Consider the following 24,383-nt stretch of genomic DNA (forward strand, 5'->3'; position numbering starts at 1 on the left):
GTGCCGTCGGCCACCAGGTCGCGGCACGGGCGGAGCGCCCTGTTTCGGTCACAATCGAATGAGGTCCCCATCCATGCGACTCCGGAACCGGCTGGGCTGACATGCTCGCCTACATCGTCCGACGCATCCTGCAAGCCGTCCCCGTGCTCATCGGCACCACGTTCCTCATCTACTTCATGGTCTTCTCCATGCCGGGGAACCCGCTCCTGTCGCTCTTCGGCGACAAGACGCCGAGCCCCGCACTCCTCGCCCGCCTCGAGGAGCAGTACCACCTGAACGAGCCCTTCTTCGTCCAGTACCTGTACTACCTGGGAGGCGTCGTCCGCGGCGACTTCGGCATCTCGTTCTCCGGCCAGTCCGTCAACGAGATCCTCGCCCGCACCTTCCCGGTCACCCTGACGCTGGCCATGATGGCGATCGTCATCGAGATCGTCGTCGCGCTGACCATCGGTCTCATCAGCGGTCTGCGCAAGGGCAGCTTCTTCGACGCGAGCGCGCTGGTCGTCAGCCTCCTGCTCGTGTCGGTGCCGATCTTCGTGCTCTGCTTCATCGCGCAGTCCTTCTTCGCGATCCAGCTGGGATGGTTCCCTCCGACCGTCGGAGCCGACGCGTCGTTCCAGAGGCTGCTGCTGCCCGCGATCGTGCTCGCCCTCTTCGTGGTCGCCTCGGCCATCCGCCTCACGCGCGGCTCGGTCATCGAGACGGCCGGCTCGGACTTCGTCCGCACCGCGTACAGCAAGGGGCTCTCGCGACGCCGCGTCATCCCCGTGCACGTCCTGCGCAACTCGCTCATCCCGGTCACGACGCAGTTCGGAGCCGACTTCGGCCTCCTGATCGTCGGCGCGACCGTGACCGAGGGCATCTTCAACGTTCCCGGAGTCGGGAACACGCTCTATCAGGCGATCATCCGAGGTGAGCGGCCGACCGTCGTCTCCTTCGTCACGGTCATGGTGCTGTTCTACCTCGTGGTGAACATCCTCGTCGACCTGCTCTACGCCGTACTCGACCCGAGGATCCGCTATGCCAAATGAGTCCACCGGCGGCGCGCAGAAGGCCCGCCGCATCGACCACTTCGTGGCCCCGCTCGAGGAGACGCCGATCGCGTCGGTCGACGCCGTCAGCCTCGACGAGAAGCCCAGCAACCTCTGGACCGACGCGTGGCGCGACCTGCGCAAGCGGCCCATGTTCTGGATCTCGGGCGTCCTGATCCTCGTCATCATCGCCGTCGCGCTGTTCCCGGGCCTGTTCACCTCGGTGGACCCCCGCCAGTGCGCGCTCTCGTTCAGCAACCAGGGCCCCGGCGACGGCAGCCTGCTCGGCTACACCAAGCAGGGCTGCGACGTCTTCTCGCGGATCATCCACGGCACGTCCACGTCGCTGACCGTCGGCCTCATCGTGATCGTGATCACGACGGTCTCCGGCGTCATCGGCGGCGCGCTGGCCGGCTTCTTCGGCGGCTGGGTCGACACCGTGATCATGCGCCTCGGCGACATCTTCTTCTCGATCCCCTACATCCTCGCCGCGGTCGTCATCATGTCCGTCTTCTCGGCCTACCGGAACGTGTTCGTCATCGCCCTGGCGATCGGCGCGTTCGCCTGGCCGACGACGGCGCGCGTCCTGCGCTCCGAGGTCCTCCGCGTGAAGCAGGCCGACTTCGTCGGCGCCGCCACCGCGACCGGCCTCTCGCGCATGGCGATCCTGTTCCGGCACGTGCTGCCGAACTCGATCGCCCCCGTCATCGTCGTCACGACGATCTCGCTCGGCGCGGCCATCACCGCGGAGGCGACGCTGTCGTTCCTCGGCGTCGGCCTGCCCGGCTCGGTCATGTCGTGGGGCAACGACATCAGCCAGGCCCAGCGCGATCTGCGCACCAATCCGCAGACGCTGATCTACCCGTCGATCGCCCTGACGGTCACGGTGCTGAGCTTCATCCTCCTCGGCGAGTCGCTCCGCGACGCGCTCGACCCGAAGGCGAGGGCCCTCCGATGACCGCCACGACACCGAACGCACCGCAGGGGCCGCTGCTCGAGGTCACCGACCTCGAGGTCGGCTTCCAGACCGGCAGCGGACTGGTCCCCGCCCTCCGCGGCGTGAGCCTCACGATCGAGCACGGCCAGACCGTCGCGATCGTGGGGGAGTCGGGCTCCGGCAAGTCGACGACCGCCGCCGCGATCATCGGCCTGCTCCCCGGCACCGGCCAGGTCACCGCCGGCTCCGTGCTGTTCGACGGCAAGGACCTCGCGAAGGCGACGAGGACCGAGCTCGAGGACATCCGCGGCCGCCGGATCGGCTACGTCCCGCAGGACCCGATGTCGAACCTGAACCCCGTGTGGTCGGTCGGCTTCCAGGTCGAGGAGACCATCAAGGCCAACGGCCTCGCGACCGGTCGCAAGGAAGTGCGCGCCAAGGCGATCGAGGTCCTGCAGAACGCGGGCCTCGCCGACGCGGAGAAGCGCCTCAAGCAGTTCCCGCACCAGTTCTCGGGCGGCATGCGCCAGCGCGTGCTGATCGGCATCGGCCTGGCCGCGGCCCCCCAGCTGCTGATCGCCGACGAGCCCACCTCGGCGCTCGACGTCACGGTCCAGCGCCGGATCCTCGACCACCTCGAGACGCTGACGAAGACCGACGGCACCGCGCTGCTCTTCATCACGCACGACCTGGGCCTCGCCGCCGAGCGCGCCGAGAAGCTCATCGTCATGTACAAGGGCCGCATCGTCGAGTCCGGCGCCTCGGTGGAGGTGCTGCAGAACCCGCAGCACCCCTACACGCAGCGCCTGATCGCGGCGGCGCCCAGCCTCGCGTCGCGCCGCATCCAGTCGACGGCCGGTCGGGCCGTGGAGTCGGTCCCCGGCGAGTCGGAGGCCGTGCGCGAGGTCGACCTGGTCGGCGCGGGCGTCGCGCACCACGCCGGCGCGGTCGCCTCGGGCGCCCCGATGATCGGGGTCGACGGCCTCACCAAGGTCTTCAAGATCCGCCGCGGCGGCCTGAAGGCCGAGGACTTCACGGCCGTCGACAACGTGTCGTTCTCGATCCCGAAGGGCACCACCACGGCGCTCGTGGGCGAGTCCGGATCGGGCAAGTCGACGATCGCCCGCCTGGTGCTGGGCCTCGAGACGGCGACGTCCGGAGCGATCTCGATCGCCGGTCGCCGGACAGAGAAGCTCAAGGGCCGCGACATGCTGGCGCTCCGGCGCTCCATGCAGCCGGTGTTCCAGGACCCGTACGGCTCGCTCGACCCGCTGCACAACATCGGCAACACCATCTCGGAGCCGCTGCGGGTGCACAAGGTCGGCGACCGGACGTCGCAGCGCGAGCGCGTCCTCGAGCTGCTCGACCAGGTGTCCCTCCCGCGCGTGATCGCGAGCCGGTACCCGAACGAGCTCTCCGGCGGCCAGCGCCAGCGCGTGGCGATCGCCCGCGCGCTCGCGCTGAAGCCGGAGATCGTGGTGCTCGACGAGGCCGTGTCGGCTCTGGACGTCCTCGTCCAGGCGCAGATCCTCCGCCTCCTCGCCGACCTGCAGGCCGAGCTCGGGCTGACCTACCTGTTCATCACGCACGACCTGGCAGTGGTCCGCGTGATCGCCGACGACGTCTGCGTGATGCAGAAGGGCAGGATCGTCGAGCACGCCCCGACGGACACCGTGTTCGACTCGCCGCAGCAGGAGTACACCCGCGAGCTGCTCGACGCCATCCCCGGCGCCGGCATCGAGTTCGCGGTCTGACCGACCGTCACCAGGGCCCCGGCCCCGCCTGGAGCGCTCCTCGGAGCCCTCCGGAGCGGGGATCCGGGGCCCTTCGCCGTGCGGACGCCTCGCTGCGGTACGATGGATGGTCCCCCTTTTGCACGAGAACACGAGACGAGTCCGTATCCATGGCAAGTGCCACCCGCTCCGACCTGCGCAACGTCGCGATCGTCGCCCACGTCGACCATGGCAAGACCACGCTGGTCGACGCCATGCTCAAGCAGACGAACTCCTTCGACGCGCACGCCCACGTGGACGAGCGCGCGATGGACTCCAACGAGCTCGAGCGCGAGAAGGGCATCACGATCCTCGCGAAGAACACCGCTGTCTCGTACAGCGGCAAGCACGCGAGCGACGGTCCCATCACCATCAACGTCATCGACACCCCGGGCCACGCCGACTTCGGCGGCGAGGTCGAGCGCGGCCTGTCGATGGTCGACGGCGTCTGCCTCCTCGTCGACGCGTCCGAGGGCCCGCTGCCCCAGACCCGCTTCGTGCTGCGCAAGGCGCTCGAGGCGAAGCTCCCCGTCATCCTCCTGGTCAACAAGACCGACCGCCCCGACGCGCGCATCGACGAGGTCGTCGCCGAGAGCCAGGACCTGCTCCTCGGCCTCGCCTCCGACATGGCCGACGACGTGCCGGACCTCGACCTCGACGCGATCCTCGACGTCCCCGTGGTCTACGCCTCCGGCAAGGCCGGCCGCGCCTCGGCGAACAAGCCCGAGGACGGCACGCTGCCGGACGCCGAGGACCTGGAGCCGCTGTTCGAGGCGATCCTCAAGCACATCCCCGCGCCGACCTACGACGACGACGCGCCCCTCCAGGCCCACGTCACCAACCTCGACGCGTCGCCGTTCCTCGGCCGCCTCGCCCTCCTCCGCGTCTTCAACGGCACGATCAAGAAGGGGCAGACGGTCGCCTGGGTCCACCACGACGGCACCCACACCAACGCGCGCATCACCGAGCTGCTGATCACCAGGGCGCTCGACCGCTACCCGGCCGAGTCCGCGGGCCCCGGCGACATCGTCGCGATCGCGGGCTTCCCCGAGATCACCATCGGCGAGACCATCGCCGACCCCGAGGACATCCGCCCGCTGCCGGCCATCACGGTCGACGACCCGGCGATCTCGATGACGATCGGCACCAACACCTCGCCGCTCGTCGGCAAGGTCAAGGGCCACAAGCTCACGGCGCGCATGGTCAAGGACCGCCTCGACCGCGAGCTCATCGGAAACGTGTCGCTCAAGATCGTCGACATCGGACGCCCCGACTCGTGGGAGGTCCAGGGCCGCGGCGAGCTCGCGCTGGCCATCCTCGTCGAGCAGATGCGCCGCGAGGGCTACGAGCTGACCGTCGGCAAGCCCCAGGTGGTCACCCGCCAGGTCGACGGCAAGACGCACGAGCCCTTCGAGCACCTCACGATCGACGCTCCTGAGGAGTACCTCGGCGCGATCACGCAGCTCCTCGCCGCCCGCAAGGGCCGCATGGACGGCATGTCGAACCACGGCACCGGCTGGGTCCGCATGGAGTTCATCGTCCCGTCGCGCGGCCTGATCGGCTTCCGCACCGAGTTCCTCACCACCACGCGCGGCACCGGCATCGCGAACGCGATCCTGCACGGCTACGAGCCGTGGGCCGGCGCGATCGTCACCCGCAACAACGGGTCGATCGTCGCGGACCGCAACGGCGTCGTGACCCCGTTCGCCATCATCGCGCTCCAGGAGCGGATGACCTTCTTCGTGAACCCCACCGAGGAGGTCTACGAGGGCATGGTGATCGGCGAGAACTCGCGCAACGACGACATGGACGTCAACATCACCAAGGAGAAGAAGCTGACCAACATGCGTCAGTCCACCTCCGACACCTTCGAGTCGATGACGCCGTCGCGTCAGCTGACGCTCGAGGAGTGCCTCGAGTTCGCCCGCGAGGACGAGTGCGTCGAGGTCACCCCCGAGGTCGTCCGCATCCGCAAGGTGGAGCTCGATGCGAACGCCCGCGCGCGCATGACGAGCCGCCTCAAGAAGCAGGGCTGAGCCCCGGGCGCCTCGGCGCCCGCCCACGACGAGACCGGCCGGAGCGATGCTCCGGCCGGTCTCGTCGTCTCCGCCCGGTGCTGCAGCGTGCAGCGCCGATCCCGTCCCTCGCGGTCCGGATCAGCCCGCCGGACTCGGAGAGGCAGAGGGGGTCGCGGACTCCGCCTCGAGCGTCGAGGTGACGAAGGAGACGAACGCCGCCGCGTCGTCCGGCTTCCCCGTGTACTGCTCGCCGTTCACCAGCACGGTCGGCGTCGACTCGAGCTTCGGAAGGGAGGAGTTCGCGAGGGGGAGCGAGGTGGCCCGCTCGGTCGCGGCCTTCACCCAGGGCCGGAACTCGCCCGCGGTCATGCAGGCGAGGACGTCGTCGTCGGTGACGCCCGCTCCGGTCACCAGCGCCCGCAGTGCGTCGTCGTCGAGGCCCGTCGTCCCCTCCGCCGGCTGCTGCGCGAAGAGCGCCGCGTTCACGGCGAGGAAGCGGTCCGGATCCTCGTCGGCGACGCACGCCGCGGCGTTCGCGGCCCGGCTGGAGTACTCGGAGCCGGCCGAGGAGGAGTCGAGGATCGCCACCGGGTGGATCTCGAGCGTGATCGCCCCCTTCGTCAACCACGACTGCAGCTGCTCGGCGTTCGCCTTCTCGAACTGCCCGCAGTACGGGCAGAGGTAGTCGACGTAGAGGTCGACGGCGACGACTCCGCCCGCCCGCGTGGCGCTCTCGTCGGTCGGGACGGGGGAGGCCCCCGGAGCGAGTGCCGCGGTCGTCGTCGCCGTCACGGCCGAGCCGTCGCCCGCGAGGACGATGCCGTCGCTGAGCATGTTCGCCGGGCCGGCGCTCGCGACCTCCTGCTGCGACCAGACGTTCCAGCAGACCAGGGCCACGACCGCGAGGAGCCCGACGACCGCTCCGCCCTGCCCGAGCAGCCGGTTCCGGCGCCGCCGGCGCCTCTCCGCTTCGCGGCGCTCCCGCGCCTGCGCTCGGGCGAGCTCCTGGCGCTCGCGCTTGGTCAGGCCGCTTCTCGCACTGTTCCCGGACATCGCCGACGACGCTACGGGCGCAGGCTTCGGCGCGCCGTGGAGTGCGCCCGCCGGATCCTGGGACGGAGTGCGGGTCCTCTCAGGGATCAGGCGAAGAGGCCGGAGCCGAGGAAGTCGGTCTCGTCGCGGGCACCGGGCGGCACCGCGAACACGGCCGAGCCGACGTGCTTCACGTACTCGTTCAGCGCGTCCGTCGCGAGGTTCCGCTGCACGGTGACGAACTGCTCCGGGGAGCGCTGGAACGAGAGGAAGAACAGCCCCGCGTTCAGGCGTCCGAGCTCGTCGTTGCCGTCGACGAAGTTGTAGCCGCGGCGCAGGAGCCGCACCCCGTTGTTCACGCTCGGATGCGCGAGGCGCACGTGCGACTCCTGATCGATCAGCGGGGCACCGGTGGCGCCGGCCGCTGCGAAGTCCGGCTCGGTGGACTCCGTGCCGCCCGAGAGCGGCGCTCCGGACCCCTTGCTGCGGCCGATGACCCGCTCCTGCTCGCCCAGCTGGCTGCGGTCCCACGTCTCGATGATCATCCGGATCTTCCGCGCGACCAGGTAGCTGCCGCCGACCATCCACGCGGGGCCGTCGGAGGAGGGGACCCAGACGTGCTCCTGGACGGCGTCGGCCTCCTCGGACTTCACGTTCGCCGTGCCGTCCTTGAAGCCGAAGAGGTTGCGCGGAGTCGCCTGGGCGGTGGACGTCGAGGAGGTGCGGCCGAAGCCGAGCTGAGACCAGCGGAGCGAGGCCCGGCCGAACGCGATCCGGCTCAGGTTGCGGATGGCGTGCACGGCGACCTGCGGATCGTCGGCGCAGGCCTGGATGCACAGGTCGCCGCCGCCGGCCGAGGGGATGAGCGCGTCGCCGCGGAAGCGGGGCAGGGCCTGCAGCTGCGGAGGCCGGCGGTCGGCGAGGCCGAAGCGGTCGGCGCCGGACTCGTCCGTGAAGAGGGTGGGTCCGAAGCCGACCGTGACGGTGAGGGACGCGGCGTCGAGCCCGAGCGCCTCCCCGGTGTCCTCCGGGGGAGCCGTGTCCGGCCCGTCCACCGCGCCGGTCTCGCCGACCTCGAGGCCCTGGGTCATCCGCGAGGCGGCGAGCGTCCAGTCCTTCAGGAGCTCGACGAGGTCCTCGCGCGTGGTGCCCGCGGCGAGGTCGAACGCGGCGAAGTGCAGACGGTCCTGCGCGGCGGTGGTGATGCCCGCCTGGTTCGCGCCGAAGAACGGCACGGTGCGAGTGGCGGAGGAGGCCGTCGCGCTGGCGGACGACGTGACGGCCACCGTGCCGCCCACTCCGGCGGCCAGCCCGGCCGTCCCCGCCGAGACGAGGCCGAGAAGCCCGCGCCGCGAGAGGCGGCGGGGCTCGTCGGCGGGCTGCTCGGACTCCGTCGGCCGGGCTCCCTCGTGCTGCTCGGCGCCCACTACGCGGCCGGCTCCTCGACGCCCAGCACCGTGTGGGTCAGCTGCGAGAGCGGCTCGGAGAGAGCGTTGACCGCGTCCGAGAGCTCCTTCTTCTGCTCCGCGGTGACGGTGGAGTACGCGGCGAAGCCGGAGTCGATCGAGCCGTACTGCGCGAGCAGGGCGTCGAGCTCGGAGAACCGCTGCGTGATCCGTCCGGTGAGGTCGGCGCCCTCGTCGCCGCTGGCGGTCGCGATCGGCTCGACGTTGCCGAACGCCACCTCCGCGCCCTGGACGTTCGCGGCGAAGTCGGTGAGGTCGGTGCTCGACCACCAGTCCTCCTCGCCCGTGATCTTGCCGGCCGCGACCTCGTCGAGCAGGCCGATGGCGCCGTTGGAGATGTCGCCCACCGAGACGGTGAAGCCGGGCGCGTTCACGAGGTCGGCCAGGCTCTGCACGTCGTCGACGAGGCCCTGGCCGAACTGCGCGCGCTGCTCGGGGGTGGAGGGCGCCCAGTCGAGGAGCGCGCTCGTGCCGTCGGAGTTGAGCGCACCCTCCGCGGGGGCCCACAGGTCCTTCTCGATGCGGTGGAAGCCGGTCCAGTCCAGGCCCTCGGCGACGGCGTCGACCTCGCGGTAGTCGATGCGCGGGTCGAGGTCGCCGAACGCCTCCGCGGTCGGCTCGATCCGCTCGTAGAAGACGCGGGTCGACGCGAAGAGGCCGCGCGCCTTCTCGTCGTCGCCGGCCTCGTAGGCCTGGGCGAACTCGGCCACCGCGGGGAGCAGCTCGCCCACCTGCGACTTCACGTACGCCACGTAGTTGGTGACCGCCGCCTCCGTCGCCGCCTCCTCGTCCGCCGACTGCGCGGTGGCCTCACCGGTCACGGTGAACTCGCTCAGCCCGACCGGGGCGCCGACCTGCTGGAACTTGCAGGCGGTGTAGTAGGTGCCCGGCTCGAGCTGAGCGACGTAGGAGACGCTCTGGCCCGGGGTCACGTTCTCCTTCTCGCCCACGATCCGCAGCTTGTCCTCGGCCAGGATCTCGAACTCGTTGACGTCCGAGCCGCCGTTGGTCAGTGAGAACGTCACCGCTCCCGCCTCGGCGGTCGCCGTCGACACCTCGCAGGCGTCGTCCCTGATCGCGACGTCGAGCGCGGCGGAGGAGGAGGACGCGGGGGTGTTCGGCACGCAGCCCGTGAGGATCAGCGCCAGGGCGCCGGCGCCGACGAGGCCGAGGGTGACGCGGGGGAGGGTGGGACGAGCGCGCGAGGACATGCTTCTCCTGGATCGGGGCGAGTGCGCCGGCGGTGCCGGAGCGGGTCAGACGGAGGTGGGAGCGGGAGCGGCGACCGGGGCCGCGCTGCCCCGTCGCGGACCGCGCAGGCGGACCTGGCGGACGAACAGGGCGCCGACGACGACGAGGTAGAGCAGCCAGGCGGCGAACTGCAGAGCGGTCGGCTCGGGCGTGTAGTTGAAGAGGCCGCCGACCACGGCGGTCACGGGCGGCGGGAGGATCGGGCCGAGCGAGAACAGCGGGGTGCCCCAGCCGGGCAGGAGCGACGCCTCCTGCAGGTCGCCGACGCCGTAGGAGAGGACGCCGGCCGCGACGAGGATGAGGAAGCCGCCCGTCCAGGTGAAGAAGCGCCCGAGGTCGATCCGGACGAAGCCCCGGAAGATCAGGTACGCGATGACGACCGAGCTGAGGATGCCCAGCAGCGCGCCGACCGTGCCGACCCACGCACTGGATCCCGATCCCGCACTGCTCGAGGACACGCTCGCCCAGACGAAGAGGGCCGTCTCGATGCCCTCGCGCCCGACGCTGATGAAGCCGAGGACCACGATGCCGAGGGCCGACCCCGCGACGGCGCCGTCGAGCCGGGACTCGAGGTCGCCCTTGAGGCTGCGGGCGTTCGCGCCCATCCAGAAGATCATCCAGGTGACCAGCCCGACCGCGAGGATCGAGAGGCCGCCGCCGATGAGCTCCTGGGCCTGGAACGACAGGGTCGAGGGGCCCCAGGTGAGGATCGCACCGGTGACGAGCGAGATCGCGATCGCGGCGGCGATACCGGTCCAGAGCCGCGGCAGCACGTCGCGCCGGCCGAGCTTGGTCAGGTAGGCCACGAGGATGCCGACCACGAGGCCGGCTTCGAGGCCTTCGCGGAGGCCGATGAGGTAGTTTGCGAGCACGCGTGTTCTCTTGGTCGATGGTGGACGAGGAGGGGGCGACTCCCGCCCCGAGTCGATCCGGTCGGCGGGGCTCCGTTGTTCGGTAAGCCTTGCCTAACCCGGCTCGACTGTAGTCCGCTGCCCGGTCGCTGTCCAGAAGCGCCCGCAGCGGAGGCCGCGCAGGACGAGAGGCGGAGAGTGGACGCGGGCCGGGACGCAGCAGCGGAGCGGGTGGTGGCGGTGCACGCCCACCCCGACGACGAGACGATCACCATGGGCGGAACCCTGGCGCGGCTGGTGGCGCAGGGCGCCTCGGTCACCGTCGTCACCGCCACGCGAGGCGAGTGCGGCGAGGTCATCCCCGAGGACCTCGCTCCGCTCGAGGGCTCGGCCGAGCTGGCCGCGCATCGGACGACCGAGCTCGTCGTCGCCCTGACGGCCCTCGGCGTCGCCGACCACCGCTTCCTCGGCGAGGCGGGCGCCCGCGCACCCGGCCTCGCTCCGCGCGTCTACCGGGACTCCGGCATGCAGTGGGGGCCCGGCCGCGTCCCGGTGCCGCTCGAGCCGGTGCATCCCGCGTCCTTCACCGCCGCGCCCGAGGACGAGGAGGTGGCCGATCTCGTCGCCGTCCTGCGGCAGGTCGATGCGGGCGTCGTGCTGTCCTACGACGCGGGCGGCGGCTACGGCCACCCGGACCACGTCCGCACCGCCCGGGTCGCCGAGCGCGCCGCCGAGCTGCTGGGCCTGCGCTTCCTCGCCGTCCTCCCCGACGCGGCCCCGCCCCTCCCCGGGGACGTCGTGATCGAGCTGTCCGCCGAGGACCACGCCCGCAAGCGCGCGGCCCTCGAGGCGCACGCGACGCAGCTGGTGGTCGAGGGCGACGAGGCCCGCCTCTCGAGCGGTCCGCCGTTCCCCATCGGCCGCATCGAGCGCTTCCGCCCGGTCGCGCAGGCGGGCCGTCCGGCGCCGCTGCCGGAGGAGCGTCCGACGCTGGGATCGCGCGTGCTGTCGGGCGTCGCCGGAGTCCTGGTCGGCGCGGTGGTCGGAGCGATCACGACCGTCGCCCATCAGAGCACCGTGTCGGTCGGCGGTGTCGTCCTCCCGGTCGGCCTGGCCGCCTCCCTCGCCGGCGTGCTGCTGCTCCTGCTCGGGCTGCGCCTCGTGCTCATCGACCGGTTCGTCGCGTTCTGCACCGCGATGGGCCTGCTCGGGATGATCGGGCTGCTCGCCCTGCGCAGCACCGGCGGATCCGTCCTCGTCCCGGCGAACGGCCTCGGCGTGGCCTGGACCTTCCTCCCCGCCCTCATCGCCCTCGTCGTGATCGCCTGGCCGCGGCTGCGGGCGGCCGCTCCCGCCGCCGCCCCGCGGCCCGCGGACGCCGACGCCCCGTCGGCCCCCGTACGATAGAGACACTGTTCGAAGGGACCTGGAGCACCGTGACCTACGTGATCGCACTTCCGTGCGTCGATGTCAAAGACCGCGCCTGCATCGACGAGTGCCCGGTCGACTGCATCTACGAAGGCGAGCGCTCGCTCTACATCCACCCGGACGAGTGCGTGGACTGCGGTGCCTGCGAGCCGGTCTGCCCCGTCGAGGCGATCTACTACGAGGACGACCTCCCCGAGGAGTGGTCCGACTACTACAAGGCCAACGTCGAGTTCTTCGACGAGATCGGCTCCCCGGGAGGAGCCGCCAAGGTCGGCGTGATCGCGAAGGACCACCCGGTCATCGCGGCGCTGCCTCCGCAGAGCCACTGAGGCCGCTCCCGTGGCCCTCGGCGCGCTGCCCGACTACCCCTGGGACCTGATGGCGCCCTTCGCCCGCACGGCGGCGGAGCACCCCGGCGGGATCGTCGACCTGTCGATCGGCTCGCCGGTGGACCCGACGCCCGCCCCGATCCGCGACGCGCTCGCCCGCGCGACGGACTCGCACGCGTACCCCACGACCGTGGGCACCCCCGCTCTGCGCGAGGCGATCGCCGCCTGGTACGCGCGGCGGCGCGGAGTCGAGGGCCTCGGAGTCGACGAGGTCCTGCCGACGATCGGCTCCAAGGAGCTCGTCGCCTGGCTGCCCTTCCTCCTCGGACTCGGGGAGGGGGACGTGGTCGTGCATCCGCGCGCCGCGTACCCGACGTACGCGATGGGCGCGGCGATCGCCGGGGCCGAGGCGCTCGCCTCCGACGACCCCGCCGAGTGGCCCGCGACGACCCGCCTGGTCTGGCTCAACTCTCCCGGCAATCCCGATGGCGCCGTGCTCGATGTGCCCGCCCTGCGGCGCGCCGTCGCCCGTGCCCGTGAGCTGGGCGCCGTGATCGCGGGGGACGAGTGCTACGCCGAGCTCGGCTGGGACGGCCGCTGGGCCGACGAGCCGATCCCGAGCGTCCTCGACCCGCGCGTGGTGGGGGAGGACCGCACCGGGGTCCTCGGCGTCTACTCGCTGAGCAAGCAGTCGAACCTCGCCGGCTACCGCGCCGCCTTCGTCGCCGGGGACGCGGCCCTGATCGCGCGCCTGGTGACCGTCCGCAAGCACGCGGGCATGATCGTGCCCGGTCCGCTGCAGGAGGCGATGATCGTCGCCCTCGCCGACGACGAGCACGTCGCCGCGCAGAAGGAGCGCTACCGCTCCCGCCGCGACCGCCTCCGGCCCGCCGTCGAGTCCGCGGGCTTCCGGATCGACCGCAGCGAGGCCGGCCTCTACCTGTGGGCGACCGAGGGCCGCCCGGCCTGGGAGTCCATCGACCGCCTCGCCCGCCTCGGCGTCCTCGCGGGCCCCGGCGTCTTCTACGGGGAGGGCTTCCCCGAGCACGTGCGCCTCTCGCTGACGGCCTCCGACGAGCGGATCGACGCGGCCGTCGAGCGCCTGTCCGGCGGCCTCTGAGGCGCTCGACCCGGCCGATCCTGGCGGGTTCCGACAAGGCCCTGGCCCCAGCGCTGGGCGATGTCACAGTGCCCCCGCTTTGCCCATAGGCTGTATGTGGTTCGGTCGACGGCGCCTCGCGAGGCCCCGGCTGCACCACGATCCAGACCCGGCGCCGCCCGCTCCGCGCGAGCGCTTCCGGGGTGCGACCGCGACGACCTGGGAGGCGTTGTGACCGAATCCGGCACGCAGAGCGACGGAACCGCGACGGTGGGCTCCGCGGAGCCCGCGACCGGGAGCGCCACGACGCCGCCTCCCGCGCCGGCGGAGCAGGAGCTCCCCGAGAAGGTCACGCTCACCTTCGGCGACCGCACCGCGGACTTCCCGGTCCTGCGCAGCGTCGACGGCTCCTCGAGCATCGACTTCTCGACCCTGTCGAAGCAGACCGGCTTCATGTCGCTCGACTACGGCTTCGTGAACACGGCGGCGACCAAGTCGCAGATCACCTACATCGACGGCGACCAGGGGATCCTCCGCTACCGCGGCTACCCGATCGAGGAGGTGGCCACCAACGCGACCTACCTCGAGGTGGCCTGGCTCCTCATCTACGGCGAGCTGCCGACGGCCGACGAGCTCGCGGGCTTCGACGAGCGCATCCGCCGCCACACGCTCCTCCACGAGGACCTCAAGCGCTTCTTCGACGCGCTCCCGCACAGCGCGCACCCCATGTCGGTGCTCTCGGCCGGAGTCTCGGCCCTGTCGACGTACTACGAGGACAGCTCCAACCCGAAGGATCCGGAGGCGGTGGAGCTCACCACGATCCGCCTCCTGGCGAAGCTGCCCGTGATGGCGGCGTACGCCCACAAGAAGGCGATCGGCCAGGCGTTCCTCTACCCGGACAACTCGCTGAGCTTCGTCGACAACTTCCTCCGCCTCAACTTCGGAACGATGGCCGAGCAGTACCAGGTCGACCCGGTGCTCTCGAAGGCGCTCGACCGCCTCCTGATCCTCCACGAGGACCACGAGCAGAACGCGTCGACGTCGACCGTCCGCCTCGTCGGCTCCACCGAGGCGAACCTCTACGCCTCCGTCTCGGCCGGCATCAACGCCCTGTTCGGCCCTCTGCACGGCGGAGCGAACGAGGCGGTGCTCACCATGCTCGGCCGGATCCGCGAGTCGGGCGAGAGCGTGTCGACGTTCGTCGAGCGGGTGAAGAACAAGGAGGAGGGCGTGCGCCTGATGGGCTTCGGCCACCGGGTGTACAAGAACTACGACCCGCGCGCGAAGCTGGTCAAGGAGAGCGCCTCCGAGGTCCTGCAGGCCCTCGGCGTGAAGGACCCGCTGCTCGACATCGCGATGGAGCTCGAGGCCCTCGCTCTCGAGGACGACTACTTCAAGGAGCGGCGCCTCTACCCGAACGTCGACTTCTACACGGGCGTCATCTACAAGGCGATGGGCTTCCCGACCCGGATGTTCACCGTGCTCTTCGCGATCGGCCGCCTGCCCGGCTGGATCGCCCACTGGCGCGAGATGAACACCGACAAGCAGACCAAGATCGGCCGCCCGCAGCAGCTCTACATGGGGTCACCCGAGCGCCACTGGCCGACCGACCGCTGACCGGTCCCCGAGAGCCCGTCCCCGCCGGGGGCGGGCTCTCGCTGTGCAGCGCACCCGCCTCTCGTCAGCCGTCCGAGGCTCGAACCTCTCCTTCGAGGCGGGACGCAGAGCGGCGTGGTCGCCGCGGACTCGATCAGCACGGTTCGTCCCGGGGTGCCGCCTGCTGGGCCCGGCGGCGCCGGACGCCCGTCCTCAGGCGTGCAGGGCGGCGTTCAGCTCGATGCCGGCGCCGGTGCGGGGGAGGACCTCGACGGCTCCGGTGAGTGAGTTGCGGCGGAAGAGCAGGTTCGGCACGCCCGAGAGCTGCACGGCCTTCACGGTCTGCGGGGCGCCGTCGGCGCGCGGCGCTCCGCCGACCACGACGACCTTGGTGCCGGCGGTCACGTAGAGGCCGGCCTCGACGACGGTGTCGTCGCCGAGGGAGATGCCGATGCCCGAGTTCGCACCCAGCAGCGCCCGCGCGCCGATCGAGACGCGCTGCACTCCTCCGCCCGAGAGGGTGCCCATGATGGACGCGCCGCCGCCGATGTCCGAGCCGTCGCCGACCACGACGCCCTGCGAGATGCGCCCCTCGACCATCGAGCTGCCGAGGGTCCCGGCGTTGAAGTTGACGAAGCCCTCGTGCATCACCGTCGTGCCGGGTGCCAGGTGCGCCCCGAGGCGGACGCGTGAGGTGTCCGCGATGCGCACCTTCGCGGGGGTGACGTAGTCGGTCAGCCGCGGGAACTTGTCGATCCCGGTGGCCTGGATGCCGTGGCGCCGGAGCGAGGGTCGCAGGCGGGTGAACGACTCCGGCGAGACCGGACCGGCGTTCGTCCACACCACGTTCGGCAGGTGGGCGAAGACGCCGTCGAGGTTCACCTCGTTCGGGCGGACCAGGAGGTGCGAGAGCAGGTGCAGCCGCAGGTAGGCGTCGGACGTGGAGGCGGGCGGCGCCTGCACGTCGATCTGCAGCGTGACCACGTCGATGCGGACCTCGCGGCGCGGATCCTCGCCGGCCTGCTCCTCGAACTCCGCCGGCACGATCCAGGGGTCGCGGCCGGCCGGGATGGTGCCGAGGCGCGGCTCCGGGAACCAGGTGTCGAGGACGGTGCCGTCGGCGGCCACGGTGGCGAGCCCGTATCCCCAGGCGGAGGCGGGCGCGGAGGAGTCTGCGGAGTGCTCGAGGGTCATGCCGATCAGGGTAGCGCGGAGCGTCCGGCCGCTACCCTGGGGCGCATGGCCGATCCGACCACCGCCCCTCCGCTCGATCTGCGCACCGATCCGGTCGCCCTGACGCGGATCCTCTGCGACATCCCGTCCGTCTCGGGCGACGAGCTCGAGATCGCGGACGCGGTGCAGTGGGCGCTCGAGCAGTACGACCACCTCGAGGTCATCCGCGACGGTCACACCGTCGTGGCGCGGACGAACCTCGGCCTCGACCAGCGCGTCGTGATCGCCGGGCACCTCGACACGGTGCCGGTCAACGGCAACCTCCCCGTCGTCGCCGAGACGATCGACGGCGTCGAGCACCTGGTCGGCCGCGGGACCGTCGACATGAAGGCCGGAGTGGCGGTGCAGCTCGTCCTCGCCGCCGAGCTCTCCGATCCGGCCGTCGACATCACCTGGATGTGGTACGACAACGAGGAGGTCGCAGCGGACCTCAACGGCCTCGGCCGCCTCTCCCGGCACCGCCCCGACCTCTTCTCCGCCGACTTCGCGGTGCTCGGCGAGCCGACCAGCGGAGCAGTGGAGGGCGGCTGCAACGGGACGCTCCGGGTCGACGTGGTCACCCGAGGCGTCCGCGCCCACTCCGCCCGCAGCTGGGTCGGCGAGAACGCGATCCACGCGGCCGCGCCGATCCTCGACCGCCTCGCCGCCTACGTGCCGCGCGAGGTCGAGGTCGAGGGCCTCGTGTACCGCGAGGGCGTCAACGCCGTGCGCGTCACCGGCGGGGTCGCGGGCAACGTGATCCCGGACCTCTGCACGGTGCAGGTCAACTACCGCTTCGCCCCCGACCGGTCCGGGGAGGAGGCGCTCGCCCACCTCGAGGAGCTCTTCGAGGGGTTCGAGGTGACGGTGGACGATCTGGCCGAGGGCGCCCGCCCGGGGCTGGACGCACCTCTGGCCCAGGCCTTCCTCGCGGCCGTCGGAGCCGAGGCGAAGCCCAAGTACGGCTGGACCGACGTCGCGCGGTTCTCCGCCATGGGCATCCCGGCTGTCAACTACGGACCGGGCGACCCGCTCCGGGCCCACGCCGACGACGAGCGCGTGGCGGTGCACGAGATCACCGAGTGCACCGAGGGCCTCCGCCGCTGGCTGACCGCGTCCTCGTGAGCGCGAGCGCCACGGCCGTCCCCGTCCGCCTCCGCCTGCGCCTGGTCCCGTGGTGGGCGCGGGTCCTCCTGGTGTACATCGCGACCCGCGTGGTCACGACGGTGATCCTGCTGCAGTTCGCCGCGCACCAGCTCGCGAACCCGTGGACCGGACCCTCCCCGTCCTACTCGGCCTTCGCGTCGATGTGGGACGGCCGCTGGTACGAGATCATCGCGGCCACCGGGTACCCCGGCTTCCTGCCGATCACGCAGGACGGCCACGTGGGGGAGAACGCCTGGGCCTTCATGCCGCTCTACCCGGGCGTCGTGAAGGCGCTGATGGCGCTCACCGGCCTCACCTGGGCTCCGGCCGCCGTGACCGTCTCCGTCCTGTGCGGAGCCGGAGCCTGCCTCGTCCTGTACCGCCTCTTCCGGCACTCCCTCGGCGAGTCGCAGTCGCTGACGGCGGTGCTGCTGCTCTGCGTGGCGCCGACCTCGCCGCTGATGCAGCTCGCCTACGCGGAGTCGATGGCGATGCTCCTGACCGCGGTCACGCTCCTCCTCCTGGTGCGGCGCCGCTGGCTCGCGGTCGTGCCCGTCGTGCTGCTGCTGGGCCTGACCCGGCCGAGCGGGCTCGCCTTCGCGGCCGCGCTCGGCCTGTACGTCGTCTACCGGTTCGTCCGGCGCCGCACGGAGCCGTTCCCGCGGTCGGAGTGGCTGCCGGCCGTGGGCCTGACGGCGTGGGGGCTCGTGGTCGGCTTCCTCTGGCCCGCCGTGGCGTGGGCCGTCACCGGGTCGATGACCGCGTACACCGACACCGAGCTGGCGTGGCGTGCGGTCTACATCGGCTACCAGGAGCTGCTCCCGCTGACCCCGTGGTTCCAGGGCGGCGCCTGGTGGGGCTCGTGGTGGTTCGGTGCTCCGGCCGTCGGCGTCGTGCTGGTGGTGCTCCTGCTGGCGGCGTTCGTCGGGATCCTCGCCGCACCGTGGACACGGCGGCTCGATCTCTTCAGCCGGGCCTGGGTCGCCGGGTACGGCGTCTACCTGCTGGCGTTCTTCTTCCCGCAGTCGAGCACCTTCCGGCTGCTGGGCCCGATGTTCCCGCTCGTCGGAGCGCTGGCGGTGCCGCGCTCGCCGGTCTTCCGCGTCGCGCTGGTCCTGCTCGGGATCGGCGGCCAGATCGTCTGGATCTCGATCTGCTGGGCCGTCGCCGGATCGGACTGGACCCCGCCGTGATCGTGCCGAGCGCCCGCCCGGCGCGGTGCTCCTCCGGGGACTCCCGACTCCCGCACGGGTATGCTCGTCGGAATGTCTCCCCTCACGCCAGCCGGTGAGCCGCGACACGCGTCGCCCCTCCTCCGGCCGACCCGCCGGCGAGCCGCGGCGACACCCGCCCGCTCCCCGCTGACGACCCCCTCCGCGACGAACCACGGGCCGCTCGCGTGAGCGCCACCGCGATCGCGCCGGAGACGGAGGACGCCTCTCCGTCCCGCTCCCGCTGGGGTCTGCTCCGGAGGATCCCGTGGTGGATCCAGGTGCTCCTGGTCTTCGCCGTGTCCCGCGTCGTCACGACCGTGATCATGCTCCGTGTCGGCGCCGTGCGTCAGGGCGTCGAGTGGACGGGACTCCGCGACACCTACGTCCGGTTCGCGACGACGTGGGACGGCGGCTGGTACGAGCGGATCGGGATGACGGGGTACCCGTCGGTCCTGCCGCTCTCGCCGTCCGGAGCCGTGGAGCAGAACCCCTGGGCGTTCATGCCCGTCTACCCGTTCACCGTCCGCGGCCTGATGAACATCACCGGGCTCGACTGGGCGAACGCGGCGGTGCTCGTCGCCCTGGTCTGCAGTGCAGCGGCGTGCCTGGTGATCTACCGGCTGTTCCGCGTCTCGCTCAGCGAGGGCCAGGCGCTGATGGGGATCGTCTTCTTCTGCGTCGCTCCGACGTCCCCAGTCCTGCAGATCGGCTACGCGGAGTCCGGCGGCATCCTCCTGACGGCCGTGCTGCTCCTCCTGCTGGTTCGCCGCAAGTGGATCTGGACGTTCCCCGTCGTGCTTATCGTGGGGCTCCTGCGCCCGAGCGGTCTCGCGATCGCGGCGATGACGGGCCTCTACTTCCTCTACCGCGTCTGGCGCCACGTGCGCGGCACCGAGCCGTTCGCCCGCCGGGAGTTCGCCTTCACGGTCTCCCTCACGGTCTGGTCCCTCGCGGTGGGGTTCGCCTGGCTGCTCATCGCCTGGGCGGTCACCGGCTCCTTCACCGCCTACACCGACACCGAGCTCGCCTGGCGCAGCGTCTTCATCGGCGAGGGCGAGCTCATCCCCTTCACCTCCTGGTTCGCCGGCGGGGGCTGGTGGGGAGGCCTCTGGTTCGGCTCGCCGATCACGGGCATGGGCATCACCGTCGTGGTGGTGCTCGGATTCCTGGCGATCCTGTTCTCGCGGGCCACGCGCAGCCTCGACGTCTACTCGCGGCTCTGGGTCGGCGGCTACGCGATCTACCTCTTCGCGTTCTTCTACCCGCAGTCGAGCACGTTCCGCATCCTGATGCCGATGTTCCCGCTGGCCGGGGCGCTCGCGGTGCCGCGGTCGACCCTCCTGAGGGTGTTCGTGGTGGCCGCATCGATCGTCGGGCAGATCGTCTGGGTGCTGCTGTGCTGGGTGTTCACCCCCGGCGACTGGTCCCCGCCGTGATCGGCTGACGCCCGACTTCCGGGCGCGGTTCGGAACACCCCCGCGGATGCACGATAATAGGGGGATACGTCACGAAAGGGGAACTCTATGGCGGCCATGAAGCCGAGGACCGGAGACGGACCGATGGAGGCTGTTAAGGAGGGCCGACTCATCGTCGTGCGCGTTCCGCTCGAAGGAGGCGGACGCCTCGTCGTCTCGGTCAACGATGCAGAGGCGAAAGAGCTGCACGACGCGCTCGCGTCGGTGGTGTCTCCCGCCTGATCCGCACCGTCGTGAACGCCCGTCGCACACCGTGCGGCGGGCGTTCCGTCTGTCCCCGGTCGGCCGCGCTCGTCAGGCGCGGCGCTTGTTGGCCTGCAGCAGGCCGTCGCCGATCGGCGAGAGCACGCTGACCACGGCGGGGGAGGCGCAGACCTCGGCCACCAGCGTGCGGAACGCCGTCGCGATCTCGTCGCGCTGCGCGGGGTTGGCCACGCGTCCGCGCCAGAGCGCGTGGGGGACGAGGACCGTCCCGCCCGGACGGACGAGCCGCAGCGCGTGCTCGACGTTCTCGATGACCTGCAGCGGATCGCCGTCGACGAAGACGATGTCGTAGGAGTTCTCGTTCATCCGGGGCAGCACCTCGAGGGCGCGGCCCGGGATGAGCCGGAGCCGATTCGGCGAGATGCCCGCCTCGTGGAACTGGGCGCGCGCGTGCTGCTGGTGCACCGCCTCGGAGTCGATCGAGGTGAGCATGGCCTCGGGGGCGCCGTCGAGCAGCCACAGGCCGCTCACTCCGGTGCCGGTGCCGATCTCGATGATGGAGGTCGCGCGCGCCGCGGCGGCGACCAGCGCGGCCTGCGCGCCGATCGAGGGGGAGACGGCGTCGATGCCCAGCTCGACCGAGAGCCGGCGGGCCGAGGCGATGGCCTCCGACTCGACGACCGCGTCCTCGGCGTACTTCCAGTTGGCATCCTTGTCGGACACGGGGGCGCTCCTCTGATCGGTGCACCGGGCGGATCGCGCCCGGGCATCGTCAGGGTACGGTGGCGCGCGGGCTCCGCGAGGGAGGCGCGGCGGGTTAGTGTTGTCCTCGTGTTCGGTCTGACGTTCGACAAGCTCCTCATCATCGGGGTCATCGCCGTCTTCGTGCTGGGTCCCGACCGCCTCCCGCACTACGCCGCCCAGCTCGGGCAGCTCGTGCGCAAGGTGCGCGGATTCGCCACGCAGGCCCGGGAGCGCGTCAAGGACGAGATGGGCGACGAGTTCAACGACGTCGACTGGAAGAAGCTCGACCCGCGCCAGTACGACCCCCGCCGCATCATCCGCGACGCCCTGCTCGAGGACGATCCGGCCCCCACCGTGAAGCCGCCCACCGCTGTCGCCGCTCCGGTCGTGCCGGGCGGCACCGGCTCCGCGCAGGACAGCTACTACACGACGATGCAGCGCTCCGTCTCGTCCGGCACGCTCTCGAGCGTCGCGCCGCCGCCGATCGACTCCGAGGCCACCTGAGCCCTGCTCCGCGAGGAGCGCCGGGCGGGCGTCTCGACCGACGCCGCCCGCACGAAGCCGCGCGGAGGCGTCAGCCGACGGAGAGCGGAAGCCGACGGCCGGTCAGTCCCCGCGGCCGCGCGGCGAGCGTCGCCGCCAGGGCGTCGATCGCCCGGGCGGCAGGATCCTCAGGATCGGCGACGACGACGGGCACGCCCTCGTCGCCCCCCGCCCGCAGCGCGACGGAGATCGGCAGCGACGCGAGCAGCGGCACCTCGTCGCCCGTCGCAGTGAGCCGACGCGCGACCTCGGCCCCGCCTCCGCTGCCGAAGAGCTCCAGCACCGAGCCGTCGGGCTGCGGAAGCCCCGACATGTTCTCGACCACTCCGACGATGCGCTGACCCGATTGGCGGGCGAGCGCGCCGCTGCGCTCGGCCACGTCGGCGGCCGCCGGCTGCGGGGTGGTGACGATGAGGACCTCCGCATGCGGGAGCAGCTGCCCGATGGAGATCGCCACATCCCCCGTGCCGGGAGGCAGGTCGAGCAGGAGCACGTCGAGGTCGCCGAAGTACACGTCGGTGAGGAACTGGGAGATGGTGCGGTGCAGCATGGGTCCGCGCCAGGAGACGGCCGCCCCCCGGGTGTCGCCCTCGAGGAACATCCCGATCGAGATGACCTTCACGCCGTACGCCACCGGCGGCAGCATCAGCTCGCCGACGCGGGTGGGCCCCGCGACGCGCCCGTCGTGCATCAGGCCGAGCAGGCCGGGGATGGAGAAGCCGTGCACGTCGGCGTCCACGAGGCCGACAGCGAGACCCCGCTGAGCGAGGGCGACCGCGAGGTTGGCGGTGACGGTCGACTTGCCGACGCCGCCCTTGCCGCTGGTGACCGCGTACACGCGGGTGAGCGAGTCCGGGCCGAAGGGCATGCTCCGGCGCCCGCCCTGGAGGCGTTCGGTGAGGGCGGTGCGCTGCGCCGGCGTCATGACTCCGACCACGACGTCGACCGCCGTGACTCCGGGAGCCGAGGCCGCGGCCTCGCGTACGTCGCGCTCGATCGCGGAGGCGGCCGGGCAGCCGACGATGGTCAGCCGGATCGCGACGCGGACCGCTCCGTCGACGGCCGCCTCGACCGACTCGAGCATGTCGAGCTCGGTGATGGGCTTCCGGATCTCCGGATCGACGACCCGGGCCAGCGCCGTCCTGACGGCGGTCTCGATGGCGGCGACGTCAGGCATCGCGCCGCTCGGGCTCCTGCGCCCGATCCTTCTCGAGCTCCTCGAGCAGTCCGCGCAGCTCCGAGCGGATGAAGTCCTTGCTCGCCATGTCGCGGATCGCCAGGCGCAGGGCCACGACCTCGCGCGCGAGGTACTCGGTGTCCGCGAGGTTGCGCTCGGCCCGCTGCCGGTCCTGCTCGATCTGGACGCGGTCGCGGTCGTCCTGGCGGTTCTGCGCGAGCAGCAGCAGCGGCGCGGCGTAGGAGGCCTGCAGCGAGAGGATCAGCGTCAGCACCGTGAAGCCGAGGGCCTGCGAGTCGAAGCGCGCGTCCGCGGGCCCGTAGGTGTTGAACATCAGCCAGAAGACGCAGAAGATCGTCATGCCGACCAGGAACCACGGCGTGCCCATGCCGCGGGCGAACGACTCGGTCAGGCGGCCGAAGCGGTCGCTGCTCGGGCGGTTCCGCCGCGAGAGGACGCGGGTGCGCAAGCCCTTGGGAGCGTCCAGGCGCCGGTCCTGCTTGGTGTCCCTAGCCACGCGCGCCCCTCCGTCCCCGTCGTGTCCTGCCTGTCGCCGCGGGTGCCGGCGGCACGAGCGGGACGCCCTGCGTCGCCGTCGTCACCGGCTTCCTCGGTTCGTCGTCGTCGCCGTGGCTGCGCCAGTCGTCGGGGAGGAGGTAGTCGAGGACGTCGTCGATGGTCACGACGCCGACGAGGCGGTGGGACGCGTCGACGACGGGCACCGAGACGAGGTTGTAGCTGGCCAGGATCCGGGCGACCTCGGCCGCCGAGGTCTCGGGCGTGATCGGGTCCATGCTCTGGTCGAGCAGGGTGCCGAGGCGCTCGTGCGGCGGGTAGCGGAGCATTCGCTGGAAGTGCACCATGCCGAGGAAGCGGCCGGTCGGCGGCTCGTAGGGCGGCAGCGTGACGCAGACGGCGGCGCCGAGGGCCGGGGCGAGCTCGTGGCGGCGGATGAGGGCGAGACCCTCGGCGACGGTCGCCTCGGAGGAGACGATGATCGGCTCCGTGGTCATCAGACCGCCGGCGGACTCCGGAGCGTAGGTGAGGAGCATGCGGACGTCGTCCGCCTCCTCGGGCTCCATCAGCTCCAGGAGCGCCTCGCCGCGCTCCTCCGAGAGCTGGGCGATCAGGTCGGCCGCGTCGTCCGGCTGCATCTGGTCGAGGACGTCGGCGGCGCGGTCGTCGTCGAGCCGGCCGAGGATCTCGACCTGCTCGCTCTCGGGCATCTCCTCGAGCACGTCCGCGAGGCGGTCGTCCGAGAGCTCGCCGGCGACCTCGAGCATCCGCTGTTGCGGCAGGTCGAGGAGCGTGCTGGCGAGGTCGGCGGGCTTGAGCTCGGAGAGGCTGGCGACGTACTGCTCGGCGGACTGCGCCTCGGTCGAGACGCTCTCGCGGACCTCGCGCCAGCCGGCGAAGGCGGTCGCGCCCTTGGCGAAGGGGGAGGGGCTGGTCTTGGGCCGGCGGACGAAGAGCTGCGCGAGCTCCCACTCGCCGGGAGCGGCCTCCTCGATCGCGACGTCCTCGACGACCGCGTCACCGGAGCCGTCCACGAAGCTCACCCGGCGGCCGAGGAGCTCGGCGATGACGCGGACCTCGCCGCCCCGCTGCTCGAAGCGGCGCACGTTGATCAGCCCGGTGGTGATGATCTGGCCGCTGCCGATGCTGGTGACCCGGCCGATCGACACGAAGACGCGACGGCGCCCGGGGATCTCGACCACCAGGCCGACCACCCGCGGGGCGTCGTTCTGCCGGTAGACCAGGAGCACGTCGCGGACCTTGCCGACGCGATCGCCGGCCGGGTCGAAGACACTGCATCCGGCCAAGCGCGCGACGAAGACTCTGGCGGAACTCACGGCTA

22 protein-coding genes are annotated in these 24,383 nt (G+C 71.7%); 13 read left to right on the top strand and 9 right to left on the bottom strand.

Annotated features, from left to right (window positions below; genetic code table 11):
- The first annotated feature begins 101 nt into the window (after positions 1 to 101).
- The 4 genes from C5D66_RS01325 (at position 102) to typA (ending at position 5,776) form a co-directional block, all read left to right on the top strand.
- On the top strand, positions 102 to 1,031 hold the full coding sequence (locus C5D66_RS01325; protein WP_104222975.1) for an ABC transporter permease: 930 nt from the start codon (positions 102 to 104) through the stop codon (positions 1,029 to 1,031).
- Positions 1,021 to 1,989, top strand: coding sequence for an ABC transporter permease (locus tag C5D66_RS01330; RefSeq protein WP_104222976.1), 969 nt, complete (start codon positions 1,021 to 1,023; stop codon positions 1,987 to 1,989). The genes C5D66_RS01325 and C5D66_RS01330 overlap by 11 nt, the downstream gene beginning before the upstream one ends.
- Positions 1,986 to 3,722, top strand: a complete 1,737-nt coding sequence (locus C5D66_RS01335) for an ABC transporter ATP-binding protein (protein WP_104255084.1) — start codon at positions 1,986 to 1,988, stop codon at positions 3,720 to 3,722. Before C5D66_RS01330 ends, C5D66_RS01335 begins: the two co-directional genes overlap by 4 nt.
- A gap of 149 nt (positions 3,723 to 3,871) precedes the next feature.
- Positions 3,872 to 5,776, top strand: a complete 1,905-nt coding sequence (gene typA, locus C5D66_RS01340) for a translational GTPase TypA (RefSeq protein ID WP_104225544.1) — start codon at positions 3,872 to 3,874, stop codon at positions 5,774 to 5,776.
- 120 nt (positions 5,777 to 5,896) lie between these two features.
- On the opposite strand, the gene C5D66_RS01345 is transcribed toward typA, so the two are convergent.
- The 4 genes from C5D66_RS01345 to efeU form a co-directional block, all read right to left on the bottom strand.
- Positions 5,897 to 6,811, bottom strand: a complete 915-nt coding sequence (locus C5D66_RS01345; protein ID WP_104255083.1) for a thioredoxin domain-containing protein — start codon at positions 6,809 to 6,811, stop codon at positions 5,897 to 5,899.
- Between the two features lie 86 nt (positions 6,812 to 6,897).
- Positions 6,898 to 8,217 carry an iron uptake transporter deferrochelatase/peroxidase subunit gene (efeB, locus tag C5D66_RS01350; protein ID WP_104255082.1) on the bottom strand — a complete coding sequence of 440 codons (1,320 nt, stop codon included), beginning with the start codon at positions 8,215 to 8,217 and terminating at the stop codon, positions 6,898 to 6,900.
- Positions 8,217 to 9,467: an iron uptake system protein EfeO gene (gene efeO, locus C5D66_RS01355; protein ID WP_104255081.1), complete on the bottom strand. Its 1,251-nt coding sequence runs from the start codon at positions 9,465 to 9,467 to the stop codon at positions 8,217 to 8,219. The genes efeB and efeO overlap by 1 nt, the downstream gene beginning before the upstream one ends.
- Before the next feature lie 45 nt (positions 9,468 to 9,512).
- A complete protein-coding gene (gene efeU / locus C5D66_RS01360; RefSeq protein ID WP_104232741.1) occupies positions 9,513 to 10,379 on the bottom strand; it encodes an iron uptake transporter permease EfeU in 867 nt (288 codons plus the stop codon).
- Between the two features lie 177 nt (positions 10,380 to 10,556).
- On the opposite strand from efeU, the gene C5D66_RS01365 reads away from it, so the two are divergent.
- From C5D66_RS01365 to C5D66_RS01380, 4 genes are all read left to right on the top strand, one after another.
- Positions 10,557 to 11,765 (top strand): PIG-L family deacetylase, encoded by a 1,209-nt coding sequence (locus C5D66_RS01365; protein ID WP_146076874.1) that lies wholly within the window; start codon positions 10,557 to 10,559, stop codon positions 11,763 to 11,765.
- A 29-nt stretch (positions 11,766 to 11,794) separates the two neighbouring features.
- Positions 11,795 to 12,115, top strand: coding sequence for a ferredoxin (fdxA, locus tag C5D66_RS01370; protein ID WP_104222984.1), 321 nt, complete (start codon positions 11,795 to 11,797; stop codon positions 12,113 to 12,115).
- Between the two features lie 10 nt (positions 12,116 to 12,125).
- A complete protein-coding gene (dapC, locus tag C5D66_RS01375; protein WP_104255080.1) occupies positions 12,126 to 13,235 on the top strand; it encodes a succinyldiaminopimelate transaminase in 1,110 nt (369 codons plus the stop codon).
- A 210-nt stretch (positions 13,236 to 13,445) separates the two neighbouring features.
- Positions 13,446 to 14,831: a citrate synthase gene (locus tag C5D66_RS01380; RefSeq protein ID WP_258061197.1), complete on the top strand. Its 1,386-nt coding sequence runs from the start codon at positions 13,446 to 13,448 to the stop codon at positions 14,829 to 14,831.
- Between the two features lie 192 nt (positions 14,832 to 15,023).
- Here the strand turns inward: C5D66_RS01380 and dapD are convergent, their stop codons facing one another.
- Positions 15,024 to 16,004: a 2,3,4,5-tetrahydropyridine-2,6-dicarboxylate N-succinyltransferase gene (gene dapD / locus C5D66_RS01385; RefSeq protein WP_104232738.1), complete on the bottom strand. Its 981-nt coding sequence runs from the start codon at positions 16,002 to 16,004 to the stop codon at positions 15,024 to 15,026.
- Between the two features lie 45 nt (positions 16,005 to 16,049).
- Here dapD and dapE point away from each other — a divergent pair, with 45 nt between their 5' ends.
- The 4 genes from dapE to C5D66_RS01405 all read left to right on the top strand — a co-directional run bounded on the left by dapE (position 16,050) and on the right by C5D66_RS01405 (position 20,079).
- Positions 16,050 to 17,147: a succinyl-diaminopimelate desuccinylase gene (gene dapE, locus C5D66_RS01390; protein WP_104255079.1), complete on the top strand. Its 1,098-nt coding sequence runs from the start codon at positions 16,050 to 16,052 to the stop codon at positions 17,145 to 17,147.
- Positions 17,144 to 18,361, top strand: a complete 1,218-nt coding sequence (locus C5D66_RS01395; RefSeq protein ID WP_258061196.1) for a hypothetical protein — start codon at positions 17,144 to 17,146, stop codon at positions 18,359 to 18,361. The genes dapE and C5D66_RS01395 overlap by 4 nt, the downstream gene beginning before the upstream one ends.
- 206 nt (positions 18,362 to 18,567) lie before the next feature.
- The gene (locus C5D66_RS01400) at positions 18,568 to 19,818 is read left to right on the top strand and encodes a hypothetical protein (RefSeq protein WP_104255078.1); all 1,251 of its coding nucleotides are present in this window, start codon (positions 18,568 to 18,570) and stop codon (positions 19,816 to 19,818) included.
- An 87-nt stretch (positions 19,819 to 19,905) separates the two neighbouring features.
- On the top strand, positions 19,906 to 20,079 hold the full coding sequence (locus tag C5D66_RS01405) for a DUF3117 domain-containing protein (protein WP_068208299.1): 174 nt from the start codon (positions 19,906 to 19,908) through the stop codon (positions 20,077 to 20,079).
- Positions 20,080 to 20,151: 72 nt separating this feature from the next.
- Here the strand turns inward: C5D66_RS01405 and C5D66_RS01410 are convergent, their stop codons facing one another.
- Positions 20,152 to 20,784, bottom strand: coding sequence for an O-methyltransferase (locus C5D66_RS01410; protein WP_104222989.1), 633 nt, complete (start codon positions 20,782 to 20,784; stop codon positions 20,152 to 20,154).
- Positions 20,785 to 20,892: 108 nt separating this feature from the next.
- Here C5D66_RS01410 and C5D66_RS01415 point away from each other — a divergent pair, with 108 nt between their 5' ends.
- Positions 20,893 to 21,309: a twin-arginine translocase TatA/TatE family subunit gene (locus C5D66_RS01415; protein ID WP_146076468.1), complete on the top strand. Its 417-nt coding sequence runs from the start codon at positions 20,893 to 20,895 to the stop codon at positions 21,307 to 21,309.
- Positions 21,310 to 21,379: 70 nt separating this feature from the next.
- On the opposite strand, the gene C5D66_RS01420 is transcribed toward C5D66_RS01415, so the two are convergent.
- Genes C5D66_RS01420 through C5D66_RS01430 form a run of 3 tightly spaced genes read right to left on the bottom strand, consistent with a single transcriptional unit; the run spans position 21,380 to position 24,378 of the window.
- A complete protein-coding gene (locus C5D66_RS01420) occupies positions 21,380 to 22,525 on the bottom strand; it encodes an Mrp/NBP35 family ATP-binding protein (RefSeq protein WP_104255077.1) in 1,146 nt (381 codons plus the stop codon).
- Complete coding sequence (locus tag C5D66_RS01425; RefSeq protein WP_104222991.1) at positions 22,518 to 23,042, bottom strand: DUF1003 domain-containing protein; 525 nt, start codon at positions 23,040 to 23,042, stop codon at positions 22,518 to 22,520. The genes C5D66_RS01420 and C5D66_RS01425 overlap by 8 nt, the downstream gene beginning before the upstream one ends.
- A complete protein-coding gene (locus C5D66_RS01430; RefSeq protein WP_104225554.1) occupies positions 23,035 to 24,378 on the bottom strand; it encodes a magnesium transporter MgtE N-terminal domain-containing protein in 1,344 nt (447 codons plus the stop codon). Before C5D66_RS01430 ends, C5D66_RS01425 begins: the two co-directional genes overlap by 8 nt.
- Positions 24,379 to 24,383: the final 5 nt, after the last annotated feature.

It is taken from the genome of Rathayibacter sp. AY1B4, assembly GCF_002932815.1.
GTDB lineage: Bacteria > Actinomycetota > Actinomycetes > Actinomycetales > Microbacteriaceae > Rathayibacter.